This window comes from Geodermatophilus sp. SYSU D01106, from assembly GCF_054049995.1.
On record NZ_JBJGYM010000006.1, the window covers coordinates 71396 to 87570 of the forward strand.

At 75.7% G+C, this 16175-nt stretch carries 18 protein-coding genes; 8 read left to right on the top strand and 10 right to left on the bottom strand.

The window, feature by feature from the left end; all coding sequences use genetic code 11:
* The first annotated feature begins 10 nt into the window (after window positions 1–10).
* Complete coding sequence (locus ACI78R_RS08580; RefSeq protein ID WP_457040370.1) at window positions 11–841, top strand: hypothetical protein; 831 nt, start codon at window positions 11–13, stop codon at window positions 839–841.
* Here the strand turns inward: ACI78R_RS08580 and ACI78R_RS08585 are convergent.
* Both ACI78R_RS08585 and ACI78R_RS08590 read right to left on the bottom strand, forming a co-directional pair.
* Window positions 838–2004 carry a 4-hydroxybenzoate 3-monooxygenase gene (locus ACI78R_RS08585; protein WP_457040371.1) on the bottom strand — a complete coding sequence of 389 codons (1167 nt, stop codon included), beginning with the start codon at window positions 2002–2004 and terminating at the stop codon, window positions 838–840. The genes ACI78R_RS08580 and ACI78R_RS08585 overlap by 4 nt on opposite strands.
* 50 nt (window positions 2005–2054) lie before the next feature.
* On the bottom strand, window positions 2055–2831 hold the full coding sequence (locus ACI78R_RS08590; RefSeq protein ID WP_073420160.1) for an IclR family transcriptional regulator: 777 nt from the start codon (window positions 2829–2831) through the stop codon (window positions 2055–2057).
* Between the two features lie 67 nt (window positions 2832–2898).
* On the opposite strand from ACI78R_RS08590, the gene pcaH reads away from it, so the two are divergent.
* Genes pcaH through pcaC form a run of 5 tightly spaced genes read left to right on the top strand, consistent with a single transcriptional unit; the run spans window position 2899 to window position 6886 of the window.
* The gene (gene pcaH / locus ACI78R_RS08595) at window positions 2899–3645 is read left to right on the top strand and encodes a protocatechuate 3,4-dioxygenase subunit beta (protein WP_175562845.1); all 747 of its coding nucleotides are present in this window, start codon (window positions 2899–2901) and stop codon (window positions 3643–3645) included.
* Window positions 3642–4301 (top strand): protocatechuate 3,4-dioxygenase subunit alpha, encoded by a 660-nt coding sequence (pcaG, locus tag ACI78R_RS08600; protein ID WP_245794504.1) that lies wholly within the window; start codon window positions 3642–3644, stop codon window positions 4299–4301. The genes pcaH and pcaG overlap by 4 nt, the downstream gene beginning before the upstream one ends.
* A 34-nt stretch (window positions 4302–4335) precedes the next feature.
* Window positions 4336–5667 carry a lyase family protein gene (locus ACI78R_RS08605; RefSeq protein ID WP_457040372.1) on the top strand — a complete coding sequence of 444 codons (1332 nt, stop codon included), beginning with the start codon at window positions 4336–4338 and terminating at the stop codon, window positions 5665–5667.
* Window positions 5664–6443, top strand: a complete 780-nt coding sequence (gene pcaD / locus ACI78R_RS08610) for a 3-oxoadipate enol-lactonase (RefSeq protein ID WP_457040373.1) — start codon at window positions 5664–5666, stop codon at window positions 6441–6443. The genes ACI78R_RS08605 and pcaD overlap by 4 nt, the downstream gene beginning before the upstream one ends.
* Window positions 6440–6886, top strand: a complete 447-nt coding sequence (gene pcaC / locus ACI78R_RS08615) for a 4-carboxymuconolactone decarboxylase (protein WP_457040374.1) — start codon at window positions 6440–6442, stop codon at window positions 6884–6886. Before pcaD ends, pcaC begins: the two co-directional genes overlap by 4 nt.
* 7 nt (window positions 6887–6893) lie before the next feature.
* On the opposite strand, the gene ACI78R_RS08620 is transcribed toward pcaC, so the two are convergent.
* The 3 genes from ACI78R_RS08620 to ACI78R_RS08630 all read right to left on the bottom strand — a co-directional run bounded on the left by ACI78R_RS08620 (window position 6894) and on the right by ACI78R_RS08630 (window position 8921).
* Window positions 6894–7085, bottom strand: a complete 192-nt coding sequence (locus tag ACI78R_RS08620; protein WP_073420156.1) for a hypothetical protein — start codon at window positions 7083–7085, stop codon at window positions 6894–6896.
* A 116-nt stretch (window positions 7086–7201) separates the two neighbouring features.
* Complete coding sequence (locus tag ACI78R_RS08625; protein WP_457040375.1) at window positions 7202–7339, bottom strand: hypothetical protein; 138 nt, start codon at window positions 7337–7339, stop codon at window positions 7202–7204.
* A gap of 28 nt (window positions 7340–7367) precedes the next feature.
* The gene (locus ACI78R_RS08630; protein WP_457040376.1) at window positions 7368–8921 is read right to left on the bottom strand and encodes a DUF222 domain-containing protein; all 1554 of its coding nucleotides are present in this window, start codon (window positions 8919–8921) and stop codon (window positions 7368–7370) included.
* A gap of 150 nt (window positions 8922–9071) precedes the next feature.
* Here ACI78R_RS08630 and ACI78R_RS08635 point away from each other — a divergent pair, with 150 nt between their 5' ends.
* Both ACI78R_RS08635 and ACI78R_RS08640 read left to right on the top strand, forming a co-directional pair.
* Window positions 9072–10532: a benzaldehyde dehydrogenase gene (locus ACI78R_RS08635; RefSeq protein ID WP_073420154.1), complete on the top strand. Its 1461-nt coding sequence runs from the start codon at window positions 9072–9074 to the stop codon at window positions 10530–10532.
* 84 nt (window positions 10533–10616) lie between these two features.
* Entirely contained in the window at window positions 10617–11438 is an 822-nt protein-coding gene (locus tag ACI78R_RS08640) for an IclR family transcriptional regulator domain-containing protein (RefSeq protein WP_083628551.1), read from the top strand.
* Between the two features lie 78 nt (window positions 11439–11516).
* On the opposite strand, the gene ACI78R_RS08645 is transcribed toward ACI78R_RS08640, so the two are convergent.
* From ACI78R_RS08645 to ACI78R_RS08665, 5 genes are read right to left on the bottom strand one after another with little or no spacing between them, the layout of a single operon-like run.
* Entirely contained in the window at window positions 11517–12542 is a 1026-nt protein-coding gene (locus tag ACI78R_RS08645; protein WP_457040377.1) for a branched-chain amino acid ABC transporter permease, read from the bottom strand.
* Window positions 12539–13408 carry a branched-chain amino acid ABC transporter permease gene (locus tag ACI78R_RS08650; RefSeq protein ID WP_457040378.1) on the bottom strand — a complete coding sequence of 290 codons (870 nt, stop codon included), beginning with the start codon at window positions 13406–13408 and terminating at the stop codon, window positions 12539–12541. Before ACI78R_RS08650 ends, ACI78R_RS08645 begins: the two co-directional genes overlap by 4 nt.
* Window positions 13405–14115: an ABC transporter ATP-binding protein gene (locus ACI78R_RS08655; RefSeq protein ID WP_457040379.1), complete on the bottom strand. Its 711-nt coding sequence runs from the start codon at window positions 14113–14115 to the stop codon at window positions 13405–13407. Before ACI78R_RS08655 ends, ACI78R_RS08650 begins: the two co-directional genes overlap by 4 nt.
* The gene (locus ACI78R_RS08660) at window positions 14112–14870 is read right to left on the bottom strand and encodes an ABC transporter ATP-binding protein (protein WP_073420151.1); all 759 of its coding nucleotides are present in this window, start codon (window positions 14868–14870) and stop codon (window positions 14112–14114) included. Before ACI78R_RS08660 ends, ACI78R_RS08655 begins: the two co-directional genes overlap by 4 nt.
* A complete protein-coding gene (locus ACI78R_RS08665) occupies window positions 14867–16165 on the bottom strand; it encodes an ABC transporter substrate-binding protein (RefSeq protein ID WP_457040380.1) in 1299 nt (432 codons plus the stop codon). Before ACI78R_RS08665 ends, ACI78R_RS08660 begins: the two co-directional genes overlap by 4 nt.
* Window positions 16166–16175 lie beyond the last annotated feature (10 nt).

Consider the following 16175-nt stretch of genomic DNA (forward strand, 5'->3'; position numbering starts at 1 on the left):
AAACGGGAGGGTGTTCGACGGCACGGGGTTCGCCCCCGACTGGTTCGCCCTCCTCGGCCGTGAGGTGCTGCGCGAGCGCCGCGCCGCGCTCATCGCCGAGGCCTGCGCCTGGACCGTGGGGCTGTCGGACCGCCCGCACCACACCCGGCTGCGCGGGCGGCTGGTGGCCACCGGCTCCACGATCGGCGACCGCGCCGCCACCGGCCAGCCGCTGTCCGGGGAGGAGGACGGCCGCATCGAGCTCGGCGACGCCCGGCCCGGCAGCTTCCAGGACGCGCTCAACGCCGTCGACGCCGACGGCACCGTGTTCGCCGACCGCTTCGACCGCGAGGTGATCGAGCCGTTCGTGCTCGACACGTGCGTGGCCGCCGCCGACCGGGCCCGCCGCACCCGGCCCGCGCAGTGGGCCGACCTGCTCGACGACCTCGGTGAGGACCCCGCCGACGCCGATCCGGCCGACGTCGTCCGCGCCGGGGAGTGGGAGCAGCCGCTGCGCACCGAGGCGGAGCACCTGGTGCTCGCCGCCCTGGGCCGCACGCCGCTGCTGGAGGTGGAGGCCGAGGGGCTGCCGCTGTCGCTGGTGCGCGCCGCCGAGGCCACCGCCCGCGCCGCCGTCCGCGCTGCGGCCCCGGAGCCGGAGGAGGACCTCTCCGCCGCGCTGTTCCTCGCGCTGGCCGCCGTCCGGGAGTCCGGGCTGCCCTCACCGGTGCCGCCGGGCGAGGCCCCCCGCCTGACCGGGGTCCTTCTCGAGCAGGGCCTGGAGCCCGCCGAGGTGACCGGCGTGCTGCCGCACCTGCCGCTGGCGCCCGGCACCGCCGACCGGGTGCGCGACCTCCTCTAGTACGGCAGGCCGGTGTAGTTCTCGGCCAGCTCGCGCGCCGCGGCCTCCGACGAGCACACCCGGCGCAGCTGCGAGAGCTGCAGCTCGGCGTCGAACGGGTCGCCCGTGGTGTGCAGCATCGACGTCATCCACCAGGAGAAGTGGGTGGCCCGCCAGACCCGCCGCAGCGCGGTGTCGGAGTAGGCGTCGGCGAGGTCGGTCTCCTTCTCCTGCAGCAGGCGCACCAGCGCGCGGGAGAGCAGGACGACGTCGGCGACGGCGAGGTTGAGGCCCTTGGCGCCGGTGGGCGGCACGATGTGCGCGGCGTCCCCGGCGAGGAACAGCCGGCCGCGGCGCATCGGCGCGCTGACGAAGGAGCGCATCGGCAGGATCGACTTCTCCAGCACCGGCCCGGTGCTGATCTCCCACCCGTCGAGCGCGAAGCGGGTGGCCAGGCCCTCCCAGATCCGGTCGTCGGACCAGTCCTCGATCTTCTCCGACGGGTCGACCTGCAGGTACAGCCGCGACACCGACGGCGAGCGCATCGAGTAGAGAGCGAAGCCGTCGGGGTGCCAGGCGTAGATGAGCTCGTCGGTGGTGGGGGCGGCCTCGGCGAGGATGCCCAGCCACGCGTAGGGGTAGGTGCGCTCCCACAGCTGCTGCCGCGTGCCCTCGGCGACGACGGCGCGCGAGGGGCCGTGGAACCCGTCGGTGCCGGCCACGACGTCGCACTCGAGCACCTGCGGGGTGCCGTCGGCGTCGGTGAACCGGATGCGCGGGCTGTCGGTGTCGACGTCCTCGATCGCGAGGTCGGAGACCTCGAAGTGCAGCGGCGGGCCGCCGGCGAGCTGGGTGGCGACGAGGTCCTTGACCACCTCGGTCTGGCCGTAGACCCACACGCGGCGGCCGCACAGCTCGGGGAAGTCGAGGGTGTGGCGCACCCCGGGGTACTGCAGGTGGATGCCGCGGTGCTCGAGGCCCTCGCGGTGCAGCCGGTCGCCCATGCCCGCCTCGGTGAGCACGTCGACGGTGTTCTGCTCGAGGATGCCGGCGCGGATCCGCGCCTCGACGTACTCGCGGGAGCGGTTCTCCAGCACGACGGAGTCGATGCCCTGCAGGGCGAGCAGCCGCGACAGCAGCAGGCCGGCCGGGCCGGCGCCGATGATCCCCACCTGGGTGCGCATGGCCCGAGTGTGACCCGGGCTACGCGCCTGTGGACACCTCGTCCTCCCGCTCAGCGGAAGACGGGTGTGGTGGCCAGCGCCCGGCCGATGCCGCGCGCGGCGACCTCGAGGACGGGCACCAGCCGGGGGAGGTCGCGCCGGTGGCTGGGGACGACGATGCCCAGCGCCGCCGCGACGACGGTGCTGCTCCCGCGCTCCACGCGCACCGGCACCGCGACCGACAGCGTGCCCAGCGACATCTCCTCCGCGGTGCGCGCCCACCCGCGCCGGCGCACCTCGGTGAGCTCCCGGCGCAGCCGGCCGGGGTCGACGACGGTGTGCCGGGTGGCCCGGGACGGCGCCGCCAGCACCTCGGCGACGACCTCGTCGGGCGCGGAGGCGAGCAGCACCTTGCCGACGCCGGTGGCGTGCAGCGGCAGCCGGCTGCCCACCTGGCTGACCACCGGCGCCGACTCCCGGCCGGAGATCCGCTCGACGTAGAGGGCGCACAGCCCGTCGCGGACGGCGAGGTGCACGGTGTCGCGGGTGGCGGTGTGCACGTCGAGCAGGAACGGCGAGGCGACCTGGCGGAGCTCGAGCTGCACCGGCGCGAGCAGGCCGAGGTCCCAGAGCTTGCGGCCGATCTCGTAGCGTCCGTCGGCACGCCGGGCGAGCGCGCCCCACCCGGTGAGCTCGGCGAGCAGCCGGTGCGCCGTCGTCAGCGGGGTGCCCGACCGCTCGGCGATCTCGCTCAGCGACAGCCGGGGGGCCGAGGCGTCGAACGCGTCGAGGATCGCCAGCGCCCGCGAGGTCACCGACCGCCCCGGGGCGGCGCTGCCACCGGCCATCGCCGTCCTTCCTCCCAGTGGAAAGCCCGGCTTGGGAGGGTACGCGGCCGGCCGTACGTTGCCCGGTATGACCGGGACCACGTCCGAGGGCGGGCTGCTGCTGCCGCGCTACCTGCCCGAGCCCGACGCCACGCGGACCCCCGTGGGCTTCCCCGAGTACCGGAGCACCGGGTTGCGCGCGCCGCTCCGGACGCCGGTGGACCTGCCGCACCGGCTCACCGAGGTCACCGGCCCGGTGCTCGGCGAGGACCGCGTGCTGCCCACCGACGCCGACCTGACGTGGCGCAACGGCGGCGAGGCCGTCGGCCAGCGGGTCCTCGTGCACGGGCGGGTGCTCGACAGCGGCGGCCGGCCGGTCCCGGGCGCGCTGGTGGAGGTGTGGCAGGCCAACGCGGCGGGCCGCTACCGGCACGTCGTCGACAACTGGCCGGCCCCGCTGGACCCGCACTTCGACGGGCTCGGCCGCGTGGTCACCGACAGCCTGGGCCGCTACGAGTTCCTGACGATCAAGCCCGGCGCCTACCCGTGGGGCAACCACCACAACGCCTGGCGGCCGGCGCACATCCACTTCAGCCTGTTCGGCCGGGCGTTCACCCAGCGCCTGGTCACCCAGATGTACTTCCCGGACGACCCGCTGTTCGGCCAGGACCCCATCTTCAACGCCATCCCGGCGGCGGCCCGGCACCGGGCGATCAGCCGGTTCTCCCTCGAGCGCACCCAGGACAACTGGGCGCTCGCGTTCGAGTGGGACGTCGTGCTGCGCGGCGCGGACCAGACCCCCTTCGAGACCGACGACGACGGAGACGTGGCGTGACCGCGAGCGTGCCGGACCCCCTCGACGTCCCGCCGAACCCCTCGGAGCCCTTCCAGCCCCGCTCCGGCCAGCGGGGCAGCGGCTTCCTCACCGGGCCGCTGCGGCTGGGGACCACCCCCAGCGCCACCGTCGGCCCCTACCTGGCGATCGGCCTGACCTGGCCCGACGGCGTGTGGGCCGCGGCCGAGGGCACCGAGGGCGGCGTCTGGATCCGCGGCCGGGTGCTCGACGGCAACGGCGACGTGGTGCCCGACGCGATGGTCGAGACGTGGCAGGCCGACCCCGACGGCCGCTTCCCGTCGCCGGAGGACCCGCGCGGTGCGTCCACGTACCCGGGGTTCCGCGGGTACGCGCGCGCCTCGACGATCACGGGTGAGTTCGCCGTCTTCACGCTCAAGCCCGGGCGGGTGCCCGACGGCGAGGGCGGGCTGCAGGCGCCGCACGTCGACGTCTCGGTCTTCGCCCGCGGCCTGCTCGACCGCGTCGTCACCCGGGTCTACTTCGCCGACGAGGCCGACGCCAACGCCGAGGACGTCGTCCTGCGCGGGCTGACCGAGGAGCAGCGGGACACCCTGCTGGCCACGCCCACCGACGACGGCTACCGCCTCGACGTCCGCCTGCAGGGCGAGCGCGAGACGGTCTTCTTCGCCGTCTGAGCGCGCCCGGGCCGCCGCCGGTAGGAAGAGAGCCGTGACAGGTCTGTTCGCCGGCACGTTCGCGCGCGGCGGTGCGGCGTCGGCCGTCTCCGACGACGCCTGGTTCCGCGCCCTGCTGGCGGTCGAGGCGGCGCTGGCGCGGGCCGCGGCGTCGGCGGGCCTGGTGCCCGGGACCGCCGCCGACGCCGTGACGGCGGCCTGCGCCGACCCCTCGCGGCTCGACCTCGCCCGCGTGGTCGCCCGCGCCGCCGACGCCGGCAACCCGGTGCCGCCGCTGGTGCGCGCGCTGCAGGACGCGGTGGGGGAGCGCGACGCCGTCGCCGTGCACGTCGGGGCCACCAGCCAGGACGTGCTCGACACCGCGCTGCTGCTGCTCGCCCGCTCGGCGGTGGCCGCGCTCGACGCCGACCTCGCCGCCGCGGCGGAGCTGTGCGCCGGGCTGGCGCGGGCGCACCGCGACGACGTCGTCATGGGCCGCACGCTGATGCAGCAGGCGTTACCCACCACGTTCGGGCTCAAGGCGGCCGCCTGGCTGGCCGGCCTCGACGGCGCGCGGCTGCGGCTGGCGGAGGTGGTGGCCGGGCTGCCGGTGCAGTACGGCGGGGCGGTGGGCACGCTGGCGGCGTCGTCGGGCGCGGGCGTCGTGGTCCGGGAGGCGCTGGCCGCCGAGCTGGGGCTGGTGGCCACCGCTGTCCCGTGGTTCACCGTGCGGCTGCCGGTGGCCGACCTCGCCGGGGCGCTCGGCGCCGCGGCCGGGGTGGTGTCCACGGTGGCGCTCGACGTCGTGCTGCTCGCGCAGTCGGAGGTGGCCGAGGCCGCCGAGGTGGGCGAGGGGCGCGGCGGCTCGTCGGCGATGCCGCACAAGCAGAACCCGGTGGCGGCGGTCTCGGCGCGGGCGTGCGCGCGGCGGGCGCCCGGCCTGGTGGCCACGCTGCTCGGCGCGATGGAGCAGGAGCACGAGCGGGCCGCGGGCGCCTGGCACAGCGAGTGGCCCACGGTGACCGACCTGCTGGTCACGGTCGGCTCGGCGGCGGCGTGGCTGGCCGAGAGCCTGCGCGGGCTGCGGCCCGACCCCGCCCGGATGGCCGCCACGGTGGCCGCCGCGGCGGAGGGGTCGCTGGCCGGCGCGCTGGCCGAGGCGCTGACGCCCTCGCTCGGCCGCGGGGCCGCCCACGACGCCGCCGCCGACGCCGCGCGCACGGCGCGGGAGACCGGCCGGACGCTGGCCGAGGTGGTGGCCGGGCGCTCCGACGTCGACGTCGCCGCGGTGCTGGCCGCCGCCGCGCCGGACGTGGGGGAGGCCGGCGCGCAGGTGGACGCGGCGCTGGCCGAGCACGACCGACTGATCGAGGGGGAGCGCGGATGACCGCCGTCGAGGTGTCCTACACGGAGGACGGGCCGGCCGACGCGCCGGTCGTCGTCCTGTCCAACTCGCTGGGCGCCACCCGTGGGATGTGGGACCCGCAGGTGCCGGCGCTGGCCGAGCGCTACCGCGTGGTCAGCTACGACACCCGCGGGCACGGGGAGTCGCCGGCGCCCGCGGGCCCGTACACGGTGGACGACCTGGTCGACGACCTCGTCGCGCTGCTCGACCGGGTCGGCGCGCGCCGGGCGCACGTGGTCGGGCTGTCCCTGGGTGGGATGACGGCGATGCGGCTGGCCGCGCGGGAGCCCGCGCGGGTGGACCGGCTGGTGCTGGTGGCGACGTCGGCCAGGCCGGACCCGCAGGGCTTCCTGGACCGCGCGGTGCAGGCGCGCTCCGGCGGGACGGCGCCGCTCGCGCCGGCGATCGTGGGTCGCTGGCTGACCCCCGCGTACGCCGCGGAGCACCCCGACCTGGTCGCGCGGCTGGAGGCGATGATCGCCGGCGCCGACGACGAGGGGTACGCGAACTGTTGCGAGGCGGTCGGCCACTTCGACGCCCGTGAGGACCTCGCCCGGATCACCGCGCCGACGCTGGTGGTGTCCGGCGCGGAGGACCCGGCGCTGCCGCCGCCGCACCAGCAGGCGATCGTCGAGGGGATCGCCGGCGCGACGCTGCTGTCGGTCAGCCCGGGGGCGCACCTGCCCAACCTGGAGCAGCCGCTGGAGGTCACCGGGGCGCTGCTGGCGCACCTGGACGCCGCAGGGGGCCACGCGTGAGCGACGCGCCGCTGGACCCGGACGGCCGCTCGACGGGCGACCTCTCCACCGACGACCTCTCCACGGACGAGGCCCGCCGCGCGGCGGGGATGCGCACCCGGCGGGAGGTGCTCGGCGACGCGTGGGTGGACCGCGCGGTGGCGAACACGACGCCCTTCACCGCCGGCTTCCAGGACTTCATCACCCGGGTGGCGTGGGGCGACGTCTGGCAGCGGCCGGGCCTGGAGCGCCGCGAGCGCAGCATCGCCACGCTGTCGATCTGCATCGCGCTGCGGCACTGGGACGAGTTCGCGCTGCACGTCCGGGCGGCGGTGCACAACGGGCTGAGCGAGGACGAGATCGCCGAGGTGGTGCAGCACGCGGCGGTCTACGCCGGGGTGCCGGCCGCCAACCACGCGTTCAAGGTGGCGGCGGGCGTGCTCGCGGAGATGCGCGAGGGCTGACGCCGGGTCAGGCCCGCGGGACGGTCTCCCGCGGGCTGGGCACGAGCGCCACGCACAGCGCCGTGACGACGCCGACCAGCACGGTGGCGGTCATGTCGTCGTCGAGCCAGTGCAGCAGGAACGCGGCGCCGACGCCGACGAGCACCGCCAGCACCGCCCGCCGCTGGACACCGTCGCGGTAGCTCTCGCCGGGTCTCATGCCGCCCGACGCTAGGTCGCCGGTGTCCCGCCCCCTGCCCCTGCGAAGGACCGGCCGGCAGGTGTCCCATGCGGGTTGCGCGCCGTCACCTCGCGGCGGCGACCGTGCACGAGGGGCTACCAGTTCTCGAGCAGCTCAGCGTCGCCCCCGGCGTCGTGCGCCTCGTCGGTGTCGGTCACCAGCACCCAGTACGTCGGCACGCGGGCATCGTCCCGTGCGATCCGGTGGGACGGGTGGTCGACCCGGCGGCGCACCTCCGCGGGGCGCCGCCGGGGACGGGTGTCAGAACGGTGGCGGGTCGTCGGCCGGGTCGGCCGGTGGGGGTGTCCCGATCGCGCCGGGTGGTGGGTCTCGCTCCGGTGGTGGGCGCATGCCCGGTGGGCGGGTGGTGCGGGTGATGCCCGACGGGGTGGTCACGGTGAGCACCCCGTCGGGCGCCATCTGGAATCGCCAGCCGCGGGCGAAGGTCTTGAGGCGGTGGTGGCTGCGGCACAGGCAGCAGAGGTTGGCGCAGTCGGTGGCGCCGCCGTGGGCGTGGGGGATGACGTGGTCGGCGTCGGCCCAGCCGGCGCGTTGGCCGCAGGTGGGGAAGCGGCAGGTGCGGTCGCGGGTGCGGACGAACCGCTGCTGGGGCCGGCTGGGCGTGTAGCGGTCGGTGGGCTCGGGCCGGTCGAGGACCGGGCAGTCGCAGTCGCCGTCGTCCTCGGTGTCGGTGTCCTCGTCGGTGTCCTCGTCGGTGGCCAGGTCGGTGGCCGGGTGGTCGGGGCAGCCGCGGCGGGCGAGCGTGCGGGCCTGGTCGAGGGGAGTGGTGGCGTGCAGGGTGCCGTCGTCGTCGGTGAGCGCGGGGGTGACCGACCCGCCGTCGGGAACGCCGACACCGAGGGCGTCGAGTTGGCGCAGTAGTTCGCGCAGCACCGCGGCGGTGATCGGGATGCCGTTGACCTCACCGGGCTCGGCCGACCGGCCGGCCAGCGCGGACAGGGTGGCGATGATCTGCAGGTGCGCGGTCACCGGCGGCCGGCTCGGGTCACCGGCGCCCAGGAACAGGGCGGTGAACACCTCGGTACGGATCACCCCGATCGGCCGCCGGTCACCGGCGTCCACGGCCAGCCGCGCGAGCCGCTCCACCACCTCCATGCACATCGCGGCGACCTCGGCGGGCAGCTCGGCGATCATCACCGCCATCCCGTCCTGCGCCGAGAGCACGATCCGCACGTCGGCGGTCCGCTGCGCGTCGTCCTTCTTCCGCTCGGCGGCGTCGGGGTCGAGTTCCAGCAGCGCCTCGACCGCCCGCTTCCGCAGCGTCCGCGTCGTCCACTCCGCAGCACGGGGCAGCAGGCGGGCCTCGATCCGCCGGGCCAGCGCCGGGGCGGTCCACTGCAGCACGTCGACCAGCACCATCGCCCGGCGCTCGTCCAGCTCCCCGGCGGCCAGCGCCGCCCACGTCGCCGGCAGCGACTCCCGGTAGGTCCACGCCCGCTTCGCCAGCGTCGAGGCGGTGGGCCGGCCGACGTTGAGCACGACCGCCAGCTCTGCGGTGAAGAACTCCGACACCCCCGGCAACTCCGGGTCCGGCGCCCACGACCCCGACCGGGCACCCGGCGTGCCGGGCGGCGGGTCGTCCTCGTCGGGGGAGTCGTCGGCCAGGCCGAGGACGAGTTCCGCCTCGTAGGCGGCGGCCTGGGCCTTCAGCGCGGCCAGGCGCTGCAGCTCACGTGCCTTGTGCTCACGCGAGAGCAACGCCACCGGCAGCCGGCGGAACGTCAGGGGCTGCTCGGCGAGCACCGCGGTGAGCGCGAGCTCGATCGGCGACACGTACTGCCCGCCCGCCGACATGGACCGAACCTACGACCGGGGTACGACAGTTCTCGCAGGTCAGCGGCACAGGAGGAAGGGCGATCTCAGGTGCGGGAGGGCCGCCTTGCGCGCGCGGAAGGCGGACCGGCGAGACTCGGCGGGCACCGGTACGACGACGAGAGGGACGACGTGGCACTCCTGGACGACGGCGCGTGGCAGGGCAGGATCTGGACGGGCACCTGGACCGACGGGTCCGGCGGCACCTACGACGCGGTCGAGCCGGCCACCGGCGACGTCATAGCGCCGGTCGGCAAGGCGACGCCGGAGGACGTCCTCGCGGCGGCCGAGCGGGCCGCCGAGGCGCAGCGCGCGTGGGCCGCGACCCCGTTCGAGGACCGCGCCCGGGTGCTGCGCCGCGCCGGGCAGGTGCTCGAGGAGCACGCCGACGAGATCAAGGGCTGGCTGGCCCGGGAGTCCGGGGCGATCCAGCCCTTCGGCGACTTCCAGGTCCACACCAGCGCCCAGGAGTGCTACGAGGCCTCCGCGCTGCCGAGCCACCCCTACGGCGAGCTGCTGCGCACCGGCTCCCCGCGGCTGAGCTTCGCCCGCCGCGTGCCGGCCGGCGTCGTCGGCGTCATCGCGCCGTTCAACGTGCCGACGATCCTGGCGATCCGCGCGATCGCCCCCGCGCTGGCGCTCGGCAACGCCGTCGTCCTCAAGCCCGACCCGCGCACCGCCATCTCCGGCGGCGCCGTCTTCGCCCGCGTCTTCGAGGAGGCGGGGCTCCCGGCCGGCGTCTTCCAGGTGCTGCCCGGCGGGGCCGACGTCGGCGAGGCGCTGGTGACCGCGCCGCAGGTGCGGGTCATCGCCTTCACCGGCTCCACGAAGGCGGGCCGGATCGTCGGCGCGCTCGCCGGCCAGCACCTCAAGCGGGCGCACCTCGAGCTCGGCGGCAACTCCGCGCTGATCGTGCTGCCCGACGTCGACGTGACCGCGGCCGCCAGCGTCGGCGCCTGGGGCACCTTCGCCCACCAGGGCCAGATCTGCATGGCGACCAGCCGGCACCTGGTGCACGAGTCGATCGCCGAGGAGTACACCGCCGTCCTCACCGAGAAGGTCGAGAAGCTGCCGGTCGGCGACCCGTTCCGCGAGCAGGTGGCCATGGGCCCGCTCATCGACGCCGGGCAGCGCGACCGGGTGCACGGGCTGGTCACCGCCAGCGTCGACCGGGGCGCCACCGTGCGCACCGGCGGCACCTACGAGGGCCTCTTCTACCGGCCCACGGTCCTCGGCGGCGTCGCGGTCGACCACCCGGCCTACCAGGAGGAGATCTTCGGCCCGGTCGCCCCGGTGACGCCGTTCAGCAGCCTCGACGAGGTCGCGCGCCTGGCCGCCGGCACCGAGTACGGCCTGAGCCTGGGCATCCTCACCCGCGACGTCTACGCCGGCCTCGAGCTCGCCGAGCGCATCCCGTCAGGCCTGGTGCACATCAACGACCAGACGGTCAACGACGAGGCGGTCGCCCCGTTCGGCGGCGTCGGCGCCTCGGGCACCGGCTCCCGGCACGGCGGCCCGCAGGCCAACATCGAGGCCTTCACCGAGACGCAGTGGGTGACCGTCCGCGGCGACCTGCCCGCCTACCCGTTCTGAGCGCGGCCCTCGACCCCGGGCGCGGCCTGCCGTAGCGTTCGCCAGGCGAAGCGCGGTTCGCCGCGCCCGGGGTGAGGAGTCGGGATGACCAGCACGGCACTGCCGCACGACGAGGACGCCGGTCCGCAGCTGGTCCGCGACGGCGCCCCGGTCGAGTACGTGCGCGCGCTCGACCGCGGCCTCGCCGTCGTCCGCGCGTTCGACGCCGCCCACCCCCGCCGCACCCTCGCCGAGGTGGCCCGTGCCGTCGGCCTGGCGCCGGCCACCGCCCGCCGGCTGCTGCACACGCTGCAGTCGCTGGACTACGTGGGCACCGACGGGCAGGTGTGGTGGCTGCGCCCGCGGCTGCTGGAGCTCGGCCAGGCCTACCTCGCCACCACCAGCGTGTGGGACGTCGTCCGCGAGCGGCTGGCCCGGCTGACCGAGGAGGTGCAGGAGACCGCGTCGGCGGGCGTGCTCTCCGGTGACGACGTCGTCTACACCGTCCGCGTGCCCTATCGGCGGATCATGGCCATGCAGGTCGACGTCGGCTCGCGCATCCCCGCCTTCGCCTCCTCCATGGGCCGCGTGCTGCTCGCCGCGCTCGACGACGACGCCCTCGAGGACGCGCTCGGCCGGGCCGACCTGCGGCCGATCACCCCGCACACCGTCTCCAGCGTCGATGCGCTGCGCGCGGTGGTCACCGGCGTCCGCGAGCAGGGCTGGTGCCTGCTGGAGCAGGAGCTCGAGGCCGGCATCCAGTGCGTCGCCGCGCCGGTGCACGACGCCTCCGGTGCGGTGCTCGCCGCCGTCACCGTCTCCAGCCACACCACCCGGGTGCCGCCGGAGGAGCTCCGTGAGCGGATCCTGCCCGCGCTGCTGCGCGCCGCCCGCGACATAGACGAGGACCTGCGGCTGCGGGGCTGAGTCCCACGTCCCCGCCGGACCGCGGGCCCGCGGCGAGCCGCCAGACCGCGGGCCCGCGGCGAGCCGCCGGACCGCCGGTCAGCGGCGGACGGCCACCCGGTAGCCGGTCGGGAACAGCTCCACCCGCCCGCGGGTGAGCCCCCACAGGCCCCGCGGCGCGAGCAGCGTCACCGCGATGGCCACCCCGCCGACCACGACCAGGTACCAGTTGCCGAGGTCGGCCAGCGAGTCCTGCAGCAGGTAGAAGACCAGCGCGCCGAGCACAGGCCCCTCGATCGTGCCGATCCCGCCGATGACGACGACGAAGACCATGATCGCGGCGTAGTCGACGCTGAAGATCGACCCCGGCTGCACGCGGAGAGTGTTGGCCACGATCATCGCCCCGGCCAGCCCGCAGCCGGCCGCCGCGACGACGTAGACCAGCCGCTTCGCGCGGGTCACCCGCACCCCGGCCGACGACGCCGCCGTCGGGTCGTCGCGGATGGCGGTCAGCGCGAGGCCCAGCCGCGAGCGCATGAGCAGGTACACCCCGACCACCACGACGACGGCGATGCCGAGCGACATCCAGTAGACGAACGCGATGCGGTACAGCGGCTCGATGCCGGAGAACGCGGTGAGCGAGGCCCCCGACCCGGCGCCGACGGCGTCGACCTGGGTGACCAGCAGCCGCACCACCTCGGCGATCACCCAGGTGCCGATGGCGAAGTAGCCGCCGGACAACCGGAACGCCAGGTACGACGTCGGCCAGGCCACCAGCGCGCACACCAGCGCGGCCACCGGCACCGACAGGAACGGGTCGACGCCCACGTTCTCGGCGAGGTACACCAGCCCGTAGCCGCCGATGCCGATGTAGGCCTGCTGGCCGATGGAGACCATTCCGCCGTAGCCGGCCAGCAGGTTCCACATCGTGCCGAGCACGACGAGGGCGAACAGGCCGACGAGGTCGACCTGGGTGCCGCGGGAGACCAGGTAGGGCAGGTAGGCGAGGACCGCGACGACGGCGACCAGTCCCGCGCCGCCGGCCCAGGCGGCCCGCCCGCCGCGGCGGACCCGCGGGACAAGGCCGGTGCCGGCGGCCGTGCGGGGGGCGTCGAGCTGGGTCACGCGGTCACCGCCGAGGGGAACAGGCCGCGCGGCTTGACCGCCAGCACGGCGAGGAAGACCAGGTGCCCGGCGAGCACCCCGTAGGCCGGGTCGACCGCCGCGCCGAGCCCCTGGGCGACGCCGAGCACGATGCCGCCGGCGAGCGTGCCCCACAGCGAGCCGAGCCCGCCGATGACGACCGCCTCGAACGCGAAGATCAGCGTGGTGGCGCCCGCGGCCGGGTCGAAGGTGGAGCGCGCGCCGAGGAACACCCCGGCGACGGCGACGGTGGCCAGCGCGAGCGCCGTCGCGACCGCGTAGATGCGCCGGTCGTCGACGCCCATGAGCCGCGCGGCCTCCGGGTCGTCACTGGCCGCGCGCATGGCCCGGCCGGTGCGGGTGCGGGCGAGGAACCGGCCGAGCCCGGCGATCACGGCCACGCCGGTGAGCGCCGCGAGCAGCGGGAACCAGCCGATCGACAGCCCGTCGGCGATCCGCACGCCCGACGTGCCGAGCGCGCCGACCGTCAGCCGCTGGTTGTCGGCGGAGAACGCCTCCAGCAGCACGTTCTGCAGCACGATGGCCAGGCCGAAGGTGACCAGCAGCGGCGCGAGCTCCCCGCCGCGCAGTGCCCGGTCGAGCAGCCCGCGCTGCAGCAGGTAGCCGATCGCCGCCATCGCGGGCACCACGAGCAGCAGCGCGAGGAACGGGTGCAGCCCGAGCGCGCGGCCGAGGACGAGTGCCCCGTAGGCGGCGACGACGGCGAGCACGCCGTGCGCGAGGTTGACGATGCGCATGACGCCGAAGACGAGCGACAGCCCCGCGGCGACCAGCGCGTACAGCCCCCCGAGCAGCACGCCCTGGACGACGGCGTTGACCCAGCTCATCGCGCCACCCCGAAGTAGGCCGCGGCCAGCGCGGTGCGGTCGATCCGGTCGGCCGAGCCCTCCAGCACGGTCCGGCCCTCGAGCAGGCACTGCACCCGGTCGGCCACGGCCATCGCCTGGTGCACGTCCTGCTCGACGACGAGGACCGTCGTGCCCTGGCCGGTGATCCGCGGCAGCGCCGCGTACAGCTGCGCCACCACCACCGGCGCCAGCCCCAGCGACACCTCGTCGAGCAGCAGCAGCCGCGGGTTGGCCATGAGCGCCCGCCCGATCGCCACCGCCTGCTGCTCGCCGCCGGAGAGGTTGGCCGCGGGCCGCGACCGGCGCTCGGCGACCAGCGGGAAGAGCTCGTAGACGGCGGCGAGGTCCCACGGCCCGCGGCGCCGGGCGTAGCCGCCGACGAGCAGGTTCTCCTCGACCGACAGCGAGGGGAACAGCCGCCGGCCCTCCGGGCTCATCGCGATGCCGCGGGCCACCCGCGCGTGCGCGGGCAGGGCGGTGACGTCGTCGCCGTCGAGCCGGACCGCCCCGCGGCGCGGGCGCAACAGGCCGCACACCGTGCGCAGCAGCGTCGACTTCCCGGCGCCGTTGGCCCCGACCAGCGCGAGCGTCTCGCCCTCGGCGACCGCCACCGACAGCCCGGGCAGCGCGACCGCGTCGCCGTAGGCCACCTCGACGTCGTCGACCTCCAGCAGCGGAGCGCTCACGGGGTCCCCTCCACCACCGGGTCGTCGGTGCCGATCGTCGAGCCGAGGTAGACCTCGACCACCTGGGGGTCGGCGAGCACCGCACGGGGCTCGCCCACGGCCAGCACCCGCCCGTAGGTCAGGCACATGAGCCGGGTGACGACGGCGACCAGCGCGTGCACGACGTGTTCGATCCACACCACCGCCACGCCCTGCCGGCCGAGGTCGCGGACGGTCTCCACCAGCGCCGGCACCTCGGCCTCGGTGAGCCCTCCGGCGATCTCGTCGAGCAGCACCAGCCGCGGGCCGGTGGCCAGCGCCCGCGCCAGCTCCAGCCGCTTGCGGTCCAGCAGGCGCAGGGCTCCGGCCGGGGTGTCGGCGACGCCGGTGAGGCCCGCGGTCTCCAGCGCCCGCCACGCTCCCTCGGCCGCCGCCCGGCCGCGGGCGCCGGTGCCGAACGAGGCGGCGACCAGCGCGTTCTCGAACACCGTCATGCCGCCGAAGGGGCGCGGCACCTGGTAGCTGCGGCCGATCCCGGCGCGGCACCGCGCCGCCGCGCCGGACCGGGTGACGTCGGCGCCGTCGAGCCGGACGGTGCCGGCGTCGGGCGACAGCACCCCGTTGACGACGTTGAGCAGGGTGGACTTCCCGGCGCCGTTGGGCCCGACGATGCCGAACGCCTCGCCGGGCGCGACCGACAGGGACACGTCGTCGAGGACGGTCAGCCGGCCGAAGCGCTTGCCGACCCCGGTGACCTCCAGCAACGGTGCGGTCATCGGGGGAGGGGCTCCACGGTCCCGGCGGTGGGGATCTCCGGCGCCTCGCTGTTGCTGACCACGACCAGCTCGAAGGGGTGCTCGCCACCCTCCGTCGCCCGCCACTGCCCGCCGACCAGCGGCGTCTTGGCGACGTTGGGCACGGGGCCCGCGGTCCAGTCGAGGTCGCCCACGACGGTGGACACCTCCAGCGAGGACAGCGCGTCGGCGACCGCCTGCGCCTCGGTGCTGCCGGCCTCCTCCAGCGCGGCGACGGTGACCTCGAACAGCGCGTGGACGAAGCCGACCGGCTGGGTCCACTGCCGCCCGGTGTCGGTCTCGTAGGCGTCGGCCAGCTCCTGCGCGCCCTGCCCGGTCAGCGAGCTGGTGAACGGGTGCTGCGGGCTCCACCAGACCTCGGTGGCCAGGCCGTCGGCGGTGGGGCCGATCGCCTCGACGGCCGACGGGAACAGGATCGCCTTGGCCACCGTGGCGATCACCGGCCGGTAGCCCTGCTGCTGGGCCTGCTGCCAGAAGGTGGCGAAGTCCGGCGGGATCGGGACGCCGGCCATGATCTGCGCGTCCGCCCCGCGGTAGGCCGAGATCTGCGCGGAGAAGTCCTGGGTGCCGTTCTCGTAGAGGCCCGGGTCGGTGATCGCGTAGCCGTTGGGCTGGAGCGCCTGCGGGAAGTCCGCGCTCCACGCGTTGCCGTCGGGGTCGTTGGGCCACAGGGCGCCGACCTGCCGGTTGGTCTGCACCTGGCCCCACATGTCCTGGTAGACGGCCTCGACGTCCTCCAGGCCCCAGAAGAAGTGGTAGGTCCAGTCGAAGGCCTCGTCCTCGGTGCCGCCGCGGCCGAAGAAGAACGGCTGCCACGGCGCGACCGTGGTGATGCAGGGGACGCCGTTGGCCTCGCACTGGTCGGCGACCGGGTTGACGGTGTCCGGCGTCGAGGCGGCGAGCACGACGTCGGCGCCGTCGTCGTTGATGAGCTCGGCGGCCACCTCCCCGGCTCGGACGCTGTCGGACTGGGTGTCCTTGACGACGATCTCGACCTGGTACTCGGTGCCGCCGACCTCCACCGGCGAGTCGGCGAAGTACTGCTCCATCTGGTCGACGACGAAGGCGTCGGCCTCACCGAAGGCGGCCAGGGCGCCGGTCTGCGGCGTCACGTAGCCGATGGTGAGCGTGGCGTCGCCGCCACTGCCACCGCCCTCACCGCCGCCGAGCTCGCCGCCGCAGGCGGTCAGGGTCAGGAGCGCGGCCCCGGACAGGGCGAGCCACCGGGGTCCCGGGGACGACGGACTGCGCTGCACGGCTGCTCCT